This is a genomic window from Pseudomonas sp. OST1909, from assembly GCF_015277575.1.
In the GTDB taxonomy this organism is placed as follows: domain Bacteria; phylum Pseudomonadota; class Gammaproteobacteria; order Pseudomonadales; family Pseudomonadaceae; genus Aquipseudomonas; species Aquipseudomonas synxantha_A.
The window spans coordinates 521967-538061 of sequence record NZ_CP063780.1 but is presented as its reverse complement, the minus strand read 5'-3'; the positions used below and the strand labels follow the sequence as shown (position 1 = coordinate 538061).

Sequence of the window (16095 nt, the reverse complement as noted above, 5' to 3'; positions counted from 1 at the left end):
TACCCACAGGCGCACACTCCCCATGACTCCACCCCTTCCGCGAAGACCCCGCTGGCGCAGCCTCGCCCTGCTGGCATTGTGCTTGGCACCGCTGTTATGGCCGCTGGAGCATTTGGCCGAGCGCTACTATCGCAGCGAATTGGCCGGGCAAAACCGCCAGACTCTCGACCTGTATGTCGCCAACCTGTTGGGCACCCTGCACCGCTACGAAGTGTTGCCGCAAATCCTCGGCGATTTGCCGGCCCTGCGCATCGCCCTGGACGCACCTCACGTCAGTACCAACCTGGCCAATGCCAACCTGTTGCTCAAGGATGTCGCCGACCAGGCGGGCGTAGAAGTGATGTACCTGATGGACACCACCGGCAAGACCCTTGCCGCTTCCAACTGGGACAAACAAGACAGCTTCGTCGGGCGCAATTTCTCCTTTCGCCCCTATTTCAGCGAAGCCATGGCCGGGCGCCTGGGTCGGTTTTTCGGCCTGGGCACCACCTCAGCCAAGCGCGGATACTTCTTCGCCGCCGCGGTGCGTGACGGCGACACCATCATCGGCGTGCTGGTGGTCAAGGTCGACCTTGATCACACCGAAAGCCTGTGGGGCAATACCCCGGAACAACTGCTGGTCACCGACCACAACGGCGTGGTGATCCTCACCTCGCGCCCGCAATGGCGATTCCGCGCCACACGGCCACTGACCGCCGAAGAACGCCAGGCCATCATCGCCATCCAGCCCTACCCCACCCGCGACCCGCAGCCGCTGAGCCTGAGCAGCAGCGCCTGGCTGCGCCAATCCACGGCCATCGCCGAAACCGGCTGGAATGTGGAAATCCTGGCGCCACGCTCGCTGATCAACCGTCCGGTGCGCACGGTTGTCGCCGTGGGCGGTGCCACGTTGTTGGTGCTGATGCTGTTGCTGGGATTGCTGATGCAGCGCCGTCGGCACTATCTGGAACGCATCGCCTTCGAAGCCAAGGCCCGCCGTGAGCTGGAAATGCGCGTGGCCGAGCGTACCAGCGACCTGGAGGGCCTGAACCGGCGCCTGAAACAGGAAGTGTTGGAGCGCGAACACGCCCAGCAGGAACTGGTGCGCGCCCAGGACGACCTGGTCCAGGCCGGTAAACTCTCCGCCTTGGGCACCATGTCAGCGAGTATCAGCCATGAGCTGAACCAACCGTTGGCGGCGATTCGCAGCTATGCAGAAAACGCCGAAATCCTCCTCGACCATGAGCGCACCAGCGATGCCCGCGGCAACCTCAAACTGATCAGCGAGCTGACCGGGCGCATGGCCTCGATCATCGCCCATTTGCGTGCATTCGCTCGCCGTGATCGTCACGCGCCGGAGAGCGTAGCCTTGCAACCGGCCCTGGATGACGCCCTGGCGTTGCTGGCCAAACGGCGGCGCTCGATGGAAGTGGAATTGATCCGCGACCTGCCGGAGGCAACCCTGTGGGTGCAGGCCGGCGAAACCCGTCTGCGCCAGGTACTGGGTAACTTGCTGGCCAACGCCCTGGACGCCCTCACCGAAAAAGGCCCGCCGCGCAAACTCTGGCTGAGTGCCGAAACCACGCCCCAGGGCGTCAACCTGTACATTCGCGACAACGGCCCAGGCTTTTGCATGGAAGCCCTGGGCCGCGCCAGCGAGCCGTTCTACACCACCAAGACGCGCACCCAGGGCCTGGGCCTGGGCCTGGCAATCTGCGACACCCTGATGCGCGCCTTTGGTGGCGAACTGTTGTTCGCCAACCACAAGGAAGGCGGCGCGCTGTTAACCTTGAAATTGCGTGCCGGCTCGCCGGGCGTCAGTCTGCAACCGTCCGAGGACCGCAGTGTATGAGCATCGACAACCAGATTCAGGTGGTGTTGATCGACGACGATCCACACCTGCGCCAAGCCCTGTGCCAAACCCTGGACCTGGCCGGACTCAAAGTCCTGCCCCTGGGCGAAGCCACCGGCCTCACCGCACGCCTGTCCCGCGACTGGCCTGGCGTGGTGGTCAGCGACATCCGTATGCCCGGCATGGACGGCCTGGAGCTGCTGGCCGAACTGCATGGCCAGGACCCGGACCTGCCGGTGCTGCTGATCACCGGCCACGGCGACGTGCCGTTGGCGGTACAGGCCATGCGTGCCGGCGCGTATGACTTCCTCGAAAAACCCTTCGCCAGCGACGCACTGCTCGACAGCGTGCGCCGCGCCCTGGCCTTGCGTCGCCTGGTGCTGGACAACCGCAGCCTGCGCCTGGCCCTCAGCGATCGTCAGCAACTGAGCACGCGCCTGGTGGGGCACTCCCCGCAAATGTTGCGCCTGCGCGAGCAGATTGGCGCCTTGGCCGCGACCAAGGCCGATGTGCTGATCCTGGGCGAAACCGGTGCTGGCAAAGAAGTCGTCGCCCGCGCCCTGCATGACCTTTCAAGTCGCCGCAGTGGCCCATTTGTGGCGATCAACGCCGGGGCGCTGGCCGAATCGGTGGTAGAAAGCGAACTGTTCGGCCATGAGCCGGGGGCGTTCACCGGCGCGCAGAAACGCCGCATCGGCAAGTTCGAGTTCGCCAATGGCGGCACGCTGTTTCTCGATGAAATCGAAAGCATGAGCCTGGATGTGCAGGTCAAGTTGCTGCGCCTGTTGCAGGAGCGCGTGGTGGAGCGCTTGGGTGGCAATCAGCTGATCCCGCTGGATATCCGCATTATCGCCGCCACCAAGGAAGACCTGCGCCAAGCCGCCGACCAGGGCCGTTTCCGTGCCGACTTGTATTACCGCCTCAACGTCGCACCGCTACGCATCCCGCCCCTGCGCGAGCGTGGTGAAGATGCATTGATGCTGTTCCAGCACTTCGCCGACGAGGCCAGCAGCCGCCACGGCCTGCCCCTGCATGAGCTGCAACCGGGCCAACGCGCGCTGTTATTGCGCCACAGCTGGCCGGGCAATGTGCGGGAACTGCAAAACGCCGCCGAGCGTTTCGCCCTGGGCCTGGAGTTGGCGCTCGATAGCGCCCAGGACAATCCCGCCGCCGGCGTGCTGACGTCCACGCCCGGGGGCTTGAGCGAGCAAGTCGAGCAGTTCGAAAAAAGCCTGATCGCCGCCGAACTCACCCGCCCTCACAGCTCCGTGCGCAGCCTCGCCGAAGCGTTGGGCGTGCCGCGCAAGACCTTGCACGACAAGTTACGCAAACACGGTCTGAACTTCGCCGACAGCACCAGCCACAGCGCCGACGACGAATGAACCCGCCTACCACCAAGAGACCGCTATGAGCCGCGACAGCCGTTACCTGGAAGCCGTCCTTCACCACGACATTCCCCTCACCCGGGAGATGGGTCTCAAGGTGCTCGACTGGCGACACGACCAACTGCAGCTGCACCTGCCCTTGCAAGCCAATATCAACCACAAAAGCACCATGTTCGGTGGCAGCCTCTACTGTGGCGCCGTACTGGCAGGCTGGGGTTGGCTGCACCTGAAGCTGCGCGAAGCGGGAATAGAAGACGGTCATATCGTGATTCAGGAAGGGCAGATCAGCTATCCGCTGCCGGTGACGCAGGATGCAACGGCCATTTGCGCGGCGCCGGAAGAAAAAGTGTGGAAGCGTTTCCTGGCGACGTACAAGCGTTATGGACGGGCGCGGTTGGCGCTGGAGACATGGATTGTGAATGAAGGCAGTGAGGAGCGTGCAGTGGCCTTTACCGGCCAGTACGTCCTGCACCGCTAGCAGCCATTACATAAAATAAAAGTGGGAGCTGGCTTGCCTGCGATAGCGGTGGATCAGCCAATACCTGTATGACTGACACTCCGTCATCGCGGGCAAGCCCGCTCCCACATTTTGCTCTGCAGTGATCTTAAGATCTGGCCAGGGTCAACAGGCACTCACGCCATGCGGCCTTGGCTGGCAGCGCCAGAAAGAACGGGTTCAATAGCGATTCCCGCGCCGGGTAGCTGAACGGCTGACCGTTCAACTCCAACACTTCACCTCCCGCGCCTTCCAGTACGCCCTGTGCCGCAGCGGTATCCCACTGTGAGGTCGGTGCCAGGCGCGGATAGCAGTCAGCACTGCCTTCGGCCAGCAGGCAAAACTTCAACGAGCTGCCGATATTCGCCAGCTTCAGCGCGCCCAAACCTTCGCTCAAGCCATCCAGCAGGCGTTCCTGCTCAGGGCTGGTATGCCGACGACTAGCGACCACAGTAAAGGCTTCGCCCACGGCCGGAGTCTGGCGTACCTGGATCTGCTTGGGTGCGGCCTTCACATCTGAACGCCATGCCCCAAGGCCCGCGCCACCGAAGTAGCAACGGCCAGTGGTCGGCATCGACACTACGCCGAACACCACGCGGCCCTGTTCGATCAAGGCAATATTGACAGTGAATTCTTCGCTGCCGGAAATGAATTCCTTGGTGCCATCCAATGGGTCCACCAGCCACCAGCGCTGCCACTGGGCACGCACGCTCAGATCGATATCGGCGTCTTCTTCGGACAGTACCGGAATACTCGGATCGAGCGCGGTCAGGCCCGCGAGAATCAGATGGTGAGCGGCCAGATCGGCAGCCGTTACCGGCGAATCATCCGCTTTGGAGGTCACGGCTACATTGGCGCGCCAGTAGGGCAGGATAGCTTCGCCGGCCTGGCGTGCCAGCTCGATCACGGGGGCGATAAACGGGTGGCCTAAAAACAGTTCGCTCATGCGTTGAACGCTCCACGCTGGGTCAACAGATCGCGTACCAGGTACAGCGCGGCAAGCGCTCGGCCCTCGCTGAATTGCTCGTTTTGCGCAAGCGCCGAAAGCTCCCGCAGGTTGACCCTGTCCACGCGCATCGGCTCAGGCTCATCGCCCTCCAGGCGCTCTTCGTAAAGGTCGGTGGCCAGTACTACCTGAATTTTCTGGCTCATATAGCCCGGCGATAACGACAGCTCGGTGATGTGCTCCAACTGCCGTGCGCCATAGCCAGCTTCTTCCTTGAGCTCGCGGTCCGCCGCCGCCAGCACGTCCTCGCCGGGCTCGATCAAGCCTTTGGGCAAGGACAATTCATATTCGTCAGTGCCACCGCAGTACTCTTCGACCAGCAATGCATGATCCTCGTCGATCATCGCCACAATCATCACCGCGCCGTAGCCCGCGCCGCGCCCCACCAGGCGCTCGTAGGTCCGTTCAACGCCATTGGAAAAGCGCAACTGCACTTCCTCCACGCGGAACAAACGGCTACTGGCGACTATTTCGCGGGCGAGGACGGTGGGTTTCTGGCGCATAAGCGGCTCCTTGGCGTGATCGGGTTACTATACCGTGGCTTTTCCGATTGTCTGTGTCGGATATCTTTACTTACATGAGAACGCACCATGCCCTCTTTGCCCTGGCACGCCATCGACACCGTCCTGCTGGACATGGACGGCACCCTGCTCGACCTGCATTACGACAACCATTTCTGGATGGAACACCTGCCCCACCGCTACGCCGAACTGCACGGCGTGAGCCGGGCCATGGCCGAAATGGAGTTGCAGCCTTTGTTTGAGCGTAACGCCGGACAGTTGCAATGGTATTGCCTGGATTTCTGGAGCACTGAACTGGCGATCCCGGTGCGCGAACTCAAGTTGGAAACCGCCCACCTGATCGCCCTGCGCCCGGATGCCGATACTTTTCTGAAGGCGATCAAACAGGCCGGCAAGCGCGTGATCATGATCACCAACGCTCATCGTGATTCGCTGTCATTGAAGTTGGAACGCATTGAACTGGCGCCGTATTTCGAGCGATTGATCAGCTCCCATGACTACGGTTTTCCCAAGGAAAACCCACAGTTCTGGGAAGCGTTGCAAGCCGATATCCACTTTGACCCGGCCCGTAGTCTGTTTATCGATGACACCTTGCCGATCCTGCGCAGTGCCAGGGATTTCGGCGTGGGGCATTTGCTGGCGGTGAAAGAGCCGGATAGCAAGAAAGGCCCGAAGGACACCGCAGAGTTCGCGGCAGTAGAGGATTACCGCGATCTCATTGTCGGGCTCTGAACCTATGTGGGAGGGGGCTTGCTCCCGATGGCGGTGTATCAGCCAAGTATCAGGTGACTGAACCACCGCCATCGGGAGCAAGCCCCCTCCCACATTTTGTCCTGCGTATTACTCAGGGATACGCAGTGTCTGGCCTGGATAGATTTTGTCCGGGTGCGACAGCAGCGGCTTGTTGGCCTCGAAAATCTTGTTGTACTGGTTGGCGTTACCGTACACCGCGAGAGAAATCGCGCTGAGTGTGTCGCCCTTTTTCACCACAACGAAGCGAGCAGCGGCCACGGTTGGACCGGTTACAGTGATCTGGTCGTCTACGCTTGCCACGCCGGCAATGTTACCCAGCGCCAAAAGGATCTTTTCTTTCTCTTCCTGGCTCGCCACTTCACCAGTCACAGTGACCTTGTCGCCGTCCACCGTGGTCTGCACGTTTGGATTACCCAGGCCCACCTTGCTCACATGTTCCTTCAGCTGCTCACTGGCATTCGCATTACCCGGCGTCAACAGGTCGACAATCTTTTCGCCGGCTTCTTTGATAAAGCTAAAAATACTCATGGTGCGCTCTCCTTGGGATTTAATTTCCAGATGCCCAAGACTAGACCAGTCCAGCAGACTTGGGTTCCAAACCGGCTAAAGACTCAAAAGTATCCAGATCCGCCGTCCCTGGAATAAGCCCCCGGCGAAATGGGCGGGAACCTTGATCGACGCCATCTATCAATACATCAATACTGGCAATTAGACGCGACCCTTTGTCGCGCCTAGTCTGAACACTGATCAATCCGTCGGTGGTACTGCCCCATGAACGCCAAGCGCCCAACCTGCGCGGCGCCCGCCCTTGAAACGCCCGCGCCCGCCGCCAGCCAGAGCTACCAATACTGCAATCTTGAACACACTGAAGTCGGCAGCACTGCGTTGGCCGAAGAGGTGGCGTTGGCCATTGCCTATAACGACATCAGTCAGGCGGTCATGCTGGTCACACCAACCGACCTGGAAGATTTTATCGTCGGCTTCAGCCTCGGCAGCGGGATTATTGCCGACGTTAGCGACATTTATGATCTCAAAATCAGCGGCGCGGGCTCCGCTCAGTATGCTCAGGTACAGATTTCCAGCCGCGCCTTCTGGAACCTCAAGCAGCAGCGCCGCCAATTGGCGGGCACCAGCGGCTGCGGCCTGTGCGGTGTAGAAGCGGTTGAACAGGCCCTGCCCGACCTTCAAGTGCTGCCCGGCGCGCCCTTGCCGCCCGCGCAATGGCTCGATGGCCTGCGCCAGCGCATCAGTGCGTTCCAACCGTTGGGCCAGTACAGCGGCGCAGTGCACGCGGCGGTGTTTATGAACGATCAAGGCGAATTGCTGTTGGGCCGTGAAGACATCGGCCGGCATAACGCCTTGGATAAATTGATCGGCGCTTTGATCCGCCAAAAGATTCCGACCGACGGCGGCCTGGCGATTGTTACCAGCCGCTGCAGCCTTGAATTGATCCAGAAAGTCTTGCGTGCAGGCATCCAAACCCTGGTCAGCCTGTCGTCGCCCACCGGCCTGGCCTTGCAATGGGCGCGCCGGCACAACCTCAATCTCATCCACCTGCCGCAGAAAAGCGCGCCACGGGTCTACAGCCCAGCGATGGAGCACCAGCCATGAGCCTTCACCACCAAGCCGACCAAACCCCGACTCCGCGCTACAAGCCTTATAAAGGCCCGGCCGGCGGCTGGGGCGCGCTGATCAGCGTGGCGCAAGCCTGGCTGACCAGCGATAACGCGCTTAAAAACCTGCGCATGATGCTCAAGACCAACCAGAACGGCGGCTTCGACTGCCCGGGCTGCGCCTGGGGCGACTCGCCGGAAAGCGGCATGGTCAAGTTCTGCGAAAACGGCGCCAAGGCGGTCAACTGGGAAGCCACCAAGCGCCGCGTCGATGCAGCCTTCTTCGCCAAGCACAGCGTCACGGCATTGCTGGAGCAAAGCGACTATTGGCTGGAATACCAGGGCCGCCTGACTGAGCCGATGCGCTATGACGCCGAAACCGACCGCTACACCCCCATCAGCTGGGATGCGGCATTTGACCTGGTCGGCAAGCACCTCAACGCGTTGCCCAGCCCGAACATGGCCGAGTTCTATACCTCGGGTCGCGCCAGCAACGAAGCCGCCTACCTGTATCAGCTGTTTGTGCGCGCCTACGGCACCAACAATTTCCCGGACTGCTCGAACATGTGCCACGAGGCCAGCGGCGTAGCCCTGGCGCAGAGTGTGGGCGTGGGCAAAGGCACCGTGACCTTTGACGACTTCGAACATGCCGACGCTATTTTCGTCTGGGGCCAGAACCCCGGCACCAACCACCCGCGCATGCTTGAACCGTTGCGCGAAGCGGTGAAGCGCGGCGCCCAGGTGGTGTGCATCAACCCCCTGAAAGAGCGCGGCCTGGAGCGCTTCCAGCACCCGCAACATCCGCTGGAAATGCTCACTAACGGCGACAAGCCGACCAACACTGCCTACTTCCGCCCGGCCCTGGGCGGCGACATGGCGATTCTGCGCGGCATGGCCAAGTTCCTGCTGCTGTGGGAACGCCAAGCGCTGGCCGAAGGCAAGGAAGCGGTGTTCGACCATGACTTTCTCAATGAGCACACCGCCAACGTACTGGAGTATCTGGGCCAGATCGACGACACCTCATGGGAAGAAATCGTCGAGCAATCCGGCCTGACCCTGGTCGAGATCGAGCAAGCGGCGCGCATGTACGCCAAAGGCAAAAACGTGATCATGTGCTGGGCAATGGGGATTACCCAGCACCGTCACTCGGTGCCGACCATCCAGGAAATCGCCAACCTGATGCTGTTGCGTGGCAATATCGGCCGCCCTGGTGCCGGCCTGTGCCCCGTGCGCGGTCACAGCAACGTGCAGGGCGATCGAACCATGGGCATCAACGAGCGCCCACCGGTGGCGTTCCTTGACGCGCTGGAGCGTCGATTCCAGTTTCAGGTGCCGCGAGACAATGGTCACAACGTGGTGGAAGCGATTCACGCCATGCTCGAAGGCCGCTCCAAGGTGTTTATCGGCCTGGGCGGCAACTTCGCCCAAGCCACGCCAGACAGCCCGCGTACCTTCGAAGCCCTGCGCAATTGCGACCTCACCGTGCAAATCAGCACCAAGCTCAACCGCAGCCACCTGATGCACGGTAAAGACGCACTGATCCTGCCGTGCCTGGGCCGTACTGATATCGACATCCAGGCCGACGGCCCGCAAGCGGTGACGGTGGAAGATTCGTTCAGCATGGTCCATGGCTCCAATGGCCAACTGCAGCCGCTGTCGAAACTGATGAAGTCCGAGCCGGCGATCCTGGCAGGCATTGCTGCCGCCACTTTGGGCAGCACGCCCGTGGATTGGAACTGGCTGGTGGCCGACTACGGACGCATCCGCGACCTGATCGCCGACACCATCCCTGGTTTCAAGGACTTCAACGAGAAGATCAAACATCCAGGTGGGTTTTACCTGGGCAACTCCGCCGGCGCACGCCGTTGGAACACACCGTCGGGCCGCGCCAACTTCCGCCCGAACATCTTGCCCAAGGACCTGATCCACGAACGCACCCACGCCACGGGCCGGGTGCCGGACCTGATCATGCAGTCGATGCGCTCCCATGATCAGTACAACACCACCATCTATGGCCTGGACGACCGTTATCGCGGGGTCAAAGGCCAGCGTGACGTGCTGTTCGTCAATGAAGCCGACATTATCCGCCTGGGCTTCAAACCGGGGCAGAAGGCCGACATTGTGTCGCTGTGGGAAGACGGCCGTGAGCGCCGTGTGAAGGGCTTTACGCTGCTGGCATTCGATATTCCGGCGGGGCAGGCGGCGGCTTACTACCCGGAAGTGAACCCATTGGTGCCATTGGAAAGCACTGGCGACGGTAGCCACACGCCAACATCGAAGTTTGTTGCGATTCGCTTGGAAGCGGCGAGTGACAGTGGGTTGATCATGGCGCGCTCGGCCTGACTTGATCCGAGATATGTGTTGCTTGAACTACTGCTTTCCCGGGCAAGCCCGCTCCCACACTGGGATGGGTTCACCATTGAGACTGTGTGGACCGATCTAATGTGGGAGCGGGCTTGCCCGCGAAGAGGCCAGCACAAGCACCGCACATTCTACAGGCACAAAAAAGGCCGCTTTTGCATAAAAGCGGCCGTTCCGAAGTAACTAAAGACCTGTAAAAACAACTTAAGTTCCCCATACAAAACAGCAACTTAGCAAATTGTATACAACCTCTGCCGCCGGTCGGATTTCGATTGTCAGCGACCCGATACAACCTCAGGATCGCGCCGTCATCCCCTTGAGGTTTCCCTGAATGAAGTTCTCCTCGATTCTCTTGTTGTCCCTTGGCCTGGTCAGTGGCGCAGCCATGGCCGGTGGCACCACCGAAGCCGGTGTAGGCGGCGCATTGGGCGGGGTTCTAGGTTCTGTTGTCGGCCAGCAGCTGGGCGGCAATACCGGTTCGACCATCGGCGCGGCCCTGGGCGGCGCGGGTGGTAGTGCGGTCGGCGCCGACAAGCGCAGCCGTGGCGAAGCCGCCATTGGCGGCGCACTGGGCGCAGCCGGCGGCAACGTCGTGGGCCGCAGTGTCGGCGGCAGTACCGGCGCACTGATCGGCTCGGCGGCCGGCGGTGGCGCGGGCGGTGCACTGGGCAACTACATGGGTAACGAAAGTGACCGCGACGACCGCCGTTATCGCGACCGCGACCGTGACGACCGTCGCTACTACCGCGATGGCCATCCGGGCCGTGGTCATGCCTATGGGCATCGCAAGAACAAGCACCACTACCGTCATCGGTAAGCTCTGAAGAGCACCGCAGTAGTAATGTGGGAGGAGCAAGCCCCCTCCCACATGGGGTGCCGCAAGGTCAGACCACCAGTCGCTGCAACGCCTCGCGCAACATCCCCGGTATCGGCACAGGCTGGTTCGAGGCCCGATCCACAAACACATGCACAAAGCGCCCCGCCGCACAGGCCTCTTCTTCGCCTGCCTTGAACACCGCCAGCTCATACTGCACCGAACTGTTGCCCAACTTGCCCACCCGTAGCCCGACTTCAATGCGTTCGGGAAAAGCGATCGAGGCAAAATAGTCACAGGCCGAACTCACCACAAACCCCACCACCTCACCGTCATGAATATCCAACCCGCCCTGTTCGATCAGGTAGGTATTCACCGCCGTATCGAAAAAGCTGTAGTAGGTGACGTTGTTCACATGGCCGTAGGCATCGTTGTCGTGCCAGCGTGTGGTGATCGGCTGGAAATAGCGGTAATCGGCGCGCAAGGGCGTTGAGTCAGGCATCGGCAAGTCTCTTCAGAGTAGGTCTAATTGAGCGCGGGCCCAGTCGCGCACTTCGGCGTAGGGGTAGTCCTCCAGCGCGGCGAAACCGGGAATGCCCCGCGCCTTCAACTTGGTAAACAACGGCACGCTGATACCGCCAAGAAACCGCGTCAGCCGCTCGGCACTGGGTAGCTCGCCAGTGTGCTCATGATGCCTGTGGATAAAATCGCCGCACAGCCCCATGAAGCTTTTATCCACAAGCGGCGGCAGGCTTGGCGGAGGCGGCAGATACGCGACATGGCCGTGGCACACCGAACAATGTCCACAACGCTGGGGAGCGTTTTCATCACCAAAGTACTGCGCCAGGCGCTGCCCCAGGCAGTGCTCGGTGGCGAACAGGTCGAGCATGGCGTGAATCCGCGCTACCTCCGTCACCTCGTGTTGCTTGAAGCCTGTGTATAACTCAGCGCTCAAGGTTTGTGGTTCGAAATCGGTGTCGAGCAAACTGTAGACCTCGGTCATCTGTCTGCTTTCCAGCTCGATCAGGCCCTGCTCCTGGAAGTAATCCAGCGCCTTGACCACCCGGCTGCGCTCGGCATTGTGCTGTTGATACAGCGCGTCGAAATCCACCGTTGCCCAGGTTTTCGCACGCTTGCACACCTGGATGATCGCCGCGACGAACTGCTGCCGCTCGCCGGAAAAACGTGCGAGCAAAGCGTCGGGCTCGACCAGGTACTTGAAACGGTATTCGGCATAAAACGCGTAGCGCGGCGCGATCACACCCTTGAGTTCCAACTGCACCAGCAGCGTCTTGAGTGGCAGCTCGCGAATATTGCTGTGATCGGACAACGACCTGAGCAGGAACTCCCACTGCCCTTCACTGCGTGCGGCCTGCAACTCCTCGAGGACACGGCCAATGCCCTCTTGCTCCGGCGTGTCGCCGTAGACGAAATTTTCCAGCACATTGAGGCTGTCGCGATTGGCCAACACCAGGCAATCCGACGGTTGCCCATCACGCCCTGCACGGCCGATTTCCTGACTGTAGTTCTCGATGGACTTGGGCAGGTCGAAGTGCACCACGTTGCGGATATCACTCTTGTCGATGCCCATGCCAAACGCGATCGTCGCGACAATGCAATTGGAACGTCCGCCCATGAAACGCTGTTGGATGCCCTCGCGCTTATCGTGGGGCAAACCCGCGTGATAGGCCTCGGCCTGGATACCGTGGCGGTTCAGGTGCTCGGCAATCTGCTCGGCGGTTTTCTGCAAGGTGACGTAGACAATGCTCGGCTGGTTGGGCCGCTCTCTCATCCACTCCACCAGCCGGCGACGTTTGTCCTGGCCGCTGACCGGCTCCACCAGCAGGTTGAGGTTGGGCCGGTAGAAGCCTGTGGTAACCACGTCACCCGGAGCAATCGCGAACTTGGCCTGCATGTCGGCGATTACCTTGGGTGTGGCCGTCGCGGTCAGCAGCAACGCTTGCGGGATATTGAACTGGCGCTGGTAGTCCGGCAGCTTCAAATAGTCGGGGCGGAAGTTGTGGCCCCACTCGGAGATGCAGTGCGCCTCATCCACCACCAACAGCGAAATCTGCACGCTGTGCAGGAAGTTACGAAAACGCTCGTTCTTCAAGCGTTCCACCGAAATCATCAGGATTTTCAGCTCGCCCGAACGCGCACGAGCCATCACATCATTGGCGTCATCGCGGCTCTGGGCCGAATCGATACTGCCCGCCGAAATGCCATGGCGCTGCAGAAACCCCAATTGATCCTGCATCAACGCCAGTAAAGGCGACACCACCAGCGTCAGGTGCGGCAGCAACACCGCCGACAGCTGGTAGCACAAAGATTTACCCGACCCCGTAGGGAAAATTGCCGCTGCCGAACGTCCGGCCAAGACGGCGCTGACCGTCTCTTCCTGGCCGAGGCGAAACTGTGGATAACCAAAGACCTGCTGGAGGGTGTCGTGCATAAGGCTGTCACTCCATTGACCGCTGAACGTGGCTTAAAAACGTAGCCCAGTAAGTTCGGCGAATCGAGAAAGGTCGCAAGGAAATAAGAGACAGGATGATACACAGGCGAAGGATGGCCCAGGGCCGAAGGGGAATATTGCGAAAGCTCACATTGAATTAAGATCTTCTGCGGGTTTTTGATACAGGTTACGACTTGGTTTTTATCCTGCCTTCCCCCTGATGCATTGCGCTACAATCAAAGCCTTGCTAACCAGGAGTACGCTGCAATGAGCGAACTGACGTTTGAGCAAAAACAGGATCACTATCACAAGATCCGCCGCTCCAATTATCTGGCCAGCCTGCGCCTGGAAGGGTTCGATACCCAACCGGCCGATGTCGACAAGCCCCTGCCGACCCGCGAAGCCGTCCTTGCCAAGTACCGCAACACCTCGCGCTGATGCTCGACAAATACGGGGTGGGCCAGGACCCGCACTGCTACCCCGGTAGCAGCGTCCTGCGCAACCGCCTCGATTTGCTCGATGAACACCGCCTGCACGAGGCAGAGCGGGAGTTATCCGAGATTGCAGTAGGCAATCTTCCGCTGTTTCCGCCGCCCTACGACCTCGAACGTCTGCAACACATCCACCGCATCCTGTTCGGTGACATCTACGATTGGGCCGGTGAACTGCGCAGCGTCAACATCCAGAAAGGTGACACGCTGTTCTGCACCCCGGAGCGCATCCCGCCGGAAGCGGCGAAGATCATTCGGCATATGCAGGAAGCCAATTGGTATACCGGCGCGTCCCAGGCCGATCTCGTTCACCACATCGCTGAAGCTTATGGCGATCTGAATGTCATCCATCCCTTCCGCGAAGGCAATGGACGGGCACAGCGGATCCTCTTTGAACAGATCATCGTGAATGCGGGGTTTTCGGTGAATTGGTGGCTGGTGAAACACGCGGCATGGATACCGGCGAATATTGATGCGGTGGCGTGTGACTATCGGGGACTGGAGGCGATTTTTGAGCGGTGTATCAGTAAGCCTCCCAGTACCTGATCGAACCGCGAAGGCGGCGTATCAGGCTATATTTTTTAAACCTGACGCACCGCCATCGCGGGCAAGCCCGGCTCCCACTTTTTGCCAGTTCAGCCTGCCAAATCGGTATCAAGCCGTAAACCCAGGAAACCACTGTAAGAAACCACCAAATGGCGCGTCGTCCGCTTCCCAAACTGCTTCAAACAATCGCTCGCCCTCTACGGAAATGCCTTTCGCCTGAGCGAAACTAGAGCCCTCTCCAAGCTCTGTCGGCATCAATTTGTGGAAATCGAAAGGACTCAATATATCGGCCACTATGGCATCACTTTCACGGTGATTCGCCTTACGATTTTACCAACCCACCGACACGTGCTGGCAAAGCTGTGTTTATTAGAAGCTGGCTCCAGCGCAAACGAGGTGCGTCATCGACTAGTCGATCTCTACGAAAAAATGCTTGCCCGTGATTTGCCTTGCAAGATGACTGTTGCTATCTCCAAACCGCTGACCCGGCAACAAGCTGACTTGCTCAACGTTCGCGGGGAAATCGTTGCAGGACTCATCGGCGGCGCAGTATCAGCGCCAATGAGCCTGGTATCGCCTGCAATTGGGCTCGCTACCGGAACAGCTCTTAGCCTGACGATTAAAGGCATCATTCGCAGCTATCACGCCGGTGACGTTGTTATCGGCGTCGACGCACAGGTCAACGGCGGAATTGGTCCTCAGCGATCATTGTCGGCAATGGTTCGGCAGTTCCAAGGTGGCTAGTGCGGTGAATGAACACATGCAGTGGATCAATCTGCTTCTCTTCCTAGTACTGGCCGCCGTTATTGATAGGACAATAAAGTTGCCCGTACTCAGAAAATGGCTTGGGCTCTGTCTATTGATAACAGGCCCAACAGTTCTGTTGTATGCCACTTCTTGGACCATAGGGGCACAGCTTGAAAGCCTGCCGATAGTCGCCTTCGTGACAGGCATCGGGTTGCTGAGCACCCCGAATATCTATCGCAGAGTAAAAACCACTCACCCTTTGTTGATTGCCCCAATCTTGAACCTTGCGCCTGACTTCCCTGACGACCCGATCATGCTTCACCTTCTGCAAGTCCTGCACGAAGGTATCGGCCTGCCCAAGCACAAGGCGATCACCCTCGACACATCGGTCAATCATGATCTTGGCTGTAGCAGTACCGAAGCCAAGCAATTAATGAGGGTACTGAAGCAAGAATTTGGCCTGAGATCAGGCGACTACAAAAACAGCCGCTACTTCAAACACCGCAGCTTTGACGCACATTTGCGATATGTAGAAAGAGGCAGTGAGGAAAAGCTCCCACTTACCATCGACATGCTCTATCAGGCTGTCAAAGCCAAGCACTGGGATACCCAGACACTCGAAGCGAAGAGGTGCCATGAGCCATGAACCTGGCCCCCCACTTCCCCGAAGACCCCGTCATGCAGCAGCTCCTGCAATTGCTGCATGAAGAAATCGGCTTGCCGAAACACAAGACCATTAGCCTGCAAACCTCGCTCAACTTCGACCTTGCTTGCGATGGTGTTGAGGCCAAGCAATTCATGGAGGCGCTGGAACAGGATTTTGGGGTCGACCTAAGCGACTACGACGCTTATCGTTACTTTCAGCCGCCGATGTTCGACTTATTCTTGAAGCGGCGCGCCAAAGGCCGTGGCGACAAAATACCGCTGACCATCGGTATGCTCTACCTGGCGATCAAGACCCAAAGGTGGGACACGCAGACCTTGGAAAACCTGAGCTGATCCCAAGAGCACTGAGATACCAATGAGGGAGCAAGCCCCCTCCCACATTGGTTCTGCGCTAATCTGGCGAGCGGTATACA

At 59.8% G+C, this 16095-nt stretch carries 17 protein-coding genes; 12 read left to right on the top strand and 5 right to left on the bottom strand.

Features of this window, described 5'->3' with window-relative positions:
- The first annotated feature begins 22 nt into the window (after positions 1-22).
- Genes IH404_RS02375 through IH404_RS02365 form a run of 3 tightly spaced genes read left to right on the top strand, consistent with a single transcriptional unit; the run spans position 23 to position 3694 of the window.
- A complete protein-coding gene (locus tag IH404_RS02375) occupies positions 23-1831 on the top strand; it encodes an ATP-binding protein (RefSeq protein ID WP_005783854.1) in 1809 nt (602 codons plus the stop codon).
- Positions 1828-3213: a sigma-54 dependent transcriptional regulator gene (locus IH404_RS02370; RefSeq protein WP_032878393.1), complete on the top strand. Its 1386-nt coding sequence runs from the start codon at positions 1828-1830 to the stop codon at positions 3211-3213. The genes IH404_RS02375 and IH404_RS02370 overlap by 4 nt, the downstream gene beginning before the upstream one ends.
- A 25-nt stretch (positions 3214-3238) precedes the next feature.
- Positions 3239-3694 (top strand): thioesterase domain-containing protein, encoded by a 456-nt coding sequence (locus IH404_RS02365; RefSeq protein WP_032878395.1) that lies wholly within the window; start codon positions 3239-3241, stop codon positions 3692-3694.
- Positions 3695-3821: 127 nt separating this feature from the next.
- Here the strand turns inward: IH404_RS02365 and cysQ are convergent, their stop codons facing one another.
- Together cysQ and nudE are read right to left on the bottom strand one after the other, a co-directional pair.
- Positions 3822-4658, bottom strand: a complete 837-nt coding sequence (gene cysQ / locus IH404_RS02360) for a 3'(2'),5'-bisphosphate nucleotidase CysQ (RefSeq protein WP_194439837.1) — start codon at positions 4656-4658, stop codon at positions 3822-3824.
- Positions 4655-5221, bottom strand: coding sequence for an ADP compounds hydrolase NudE (gene nudE / locus IH404_RS02355; RefSeq protein ID WP_005783845.1), 567 nt, complete (start codon positions 5219-5221; stop codon positions 4655-4657). Before nudE ends, cysQ begins: the two co-directional genes overlap by 4 nt.
- An 87-nt stretch (positions 5222-5308) precedes the next feature.
- Between nudE and yrfG the strand changes: the two genes are divergently transcribed.
- Positions 5309-5971, top strand: coding sequence for a GMP/IMP nucleotidase (yrfG, locus tag IH404_RS02350; protein WP_032878397.1), 663 nt, complete (start codon positions 5309-5311; stop codon positions 5969-5971).
- A 108-nt stretch (positions 5972-6079) separates the two neighbouring features.
- Here yrfG and lysM read toward each other — a convergent pair whose 3' ends face one another.
- Positions 6080-6520, bottom strand: coding sequence for a peptidoglycan-binding protein LysM (gene lysM / locus IH404_RS02345; protein ID WP_005783841.1), 441 nt, complete (start codon positions 6518-6520; stop codon positions 6080-6082).
- A gap of 243 nt (positions 6521-6763) precedes the next feature.
- Between lysM and fdhD the strand changes: the two genes are divergently transcribed.
- The 3 genes from fdhD (at position 6764) to IH404_RS02330 (ending at position 10783) form a co-directional block, all read left to right on the top strand.
- On the top strand, positions 6764-7603 hold the full coding sequence (gene fdhD, locus IH404_RS02340; protein WP_005783839.1) for a formate dehydrogenase accessory sulfurtransferase FdhD: 840 nt from the start codon (positions 6764-6766) through the stop codon (positions 7601-7603).
- The gene (locus tag IH404_RS02335; protein ID WP_194439835.1) at positions 7600-9948 is read left to right on the top strand and encodes an FdhF/YdeP family oxidoreductase; all 2349 of its coding nucleotides are present in this window, start codon (positions 7600-7602) and stop codon (positions 9946-9948) included. The genes fdhD and IH404_RS02335 overlap by 4 nt, the downstream gene beginning before the upstream one ends.
- A 349-nt stretch (positions 9949-10297) precedes the next feature.
- Positions 10298-10783 carry a glycine zipper domain-containing protein gene (locus tag IH404_RS02330; RefSeq protein WP_005783837.1) on the top strand — a complete coding sequence of 162 codons (486 nt, stop codon included), beginning with the start codon at positions 10298-10300 and terminating at the stop codon, positions 10781-10783.
- A gap of 67 nt (positions 10784-10850) precedes the next feature.
- On the opposite strand, the gene IH404_RS02325 is transcribed toward IH404_RS02330, so the two are convergent.
- Positions 10851-11282 (bottom strand): thioesterase family protein, encoded by a 432-nt coding sequence (locus tag IH404_RS02325; RefSeq protein ID WP_194439833.1) that lies wholly within the window; start codon positions 11280-11282, stop codon positions 10851-10853.
- Between the two features lie 12 nt (positions 11283-11294).
- Positions 11295-13232, bottom strand: coding sequence for a RecQ family ATP-dependent DNA helicase (locus IH404_RS02320; protein WP_194439831.1), 1938 nt, complete (start codon positions 13230-13232; stop codon positions 11295-11297).
- Between the two features lie 267 nt (positions 13233-13499).
- Here IH404_RS02320 and IH404_RS02315 point away from each other — a divergent pair, with 267 nt between their 5' ends.
- The 5 genes from IH404_RS02315 (at position 13500) to IH404_RS02295 (ending at position 16015) form a co-directional block, all read left to right on the top strand.
- The gene (locus IH404_RS02315) at positions 13500-13670 is read left to right on the top strand and encodes a YhfG family protein (RefSeq protein ID WP_005783831.1); all 171 of its coding nucleotides are present in this window, start codon (positions 13500-13502) and stop codon (positions 13668-13670) included.
- Complete coding sequence (locus IH404_RS02310) at positions 13670-14269, top strand: Fic family protein (RefSeq protein ID WP_194439811.1); 600 nt, start codon at positions 13670-13672, stop codon at positions 14267-14269. Before IH404_RS02315 ends, IH404_RS02310 begins: the two co-directional genes overlap by 1 nt.
- Before the next feature lie 261 nt (positions 14270-14530).
- Complete coding sequence (locus tag IH404_RS02305; protein WP_194439809.1) at positions 14531-15013, top strand: hypothetical protein; 483 nt, start codon at positions 14531-14533, stop codon at positions 15011-15013.
- Positions 15014-15029: 16 nt separating this feature from the next.
- On the top strand, positions 15030-15662 hold the full coding sequence (locus IH404_RS02300; protein WP_242462638.1) for a DUF1493 family protein: 633 nt from the start codon (positions 15030-15032) through the stop codon (positions 15660-15662).
- Positions 15659-16015: a DUF1493 family protein gene (locus IH404_RS02295; RefSeq protein WP_148853143.1), complete on the top strand. Its 357-nt coding sequence runs from the start codon at positions 15659-15661 to the stop codon at positions 16013-16015. The genes IH404_RS02300 and IH404_RS02295 overlap by 4 nt, the downstream gene beginning before the upstream one ends.
- Positions 16016-16095: the final 80 nt, after the last annotated feature.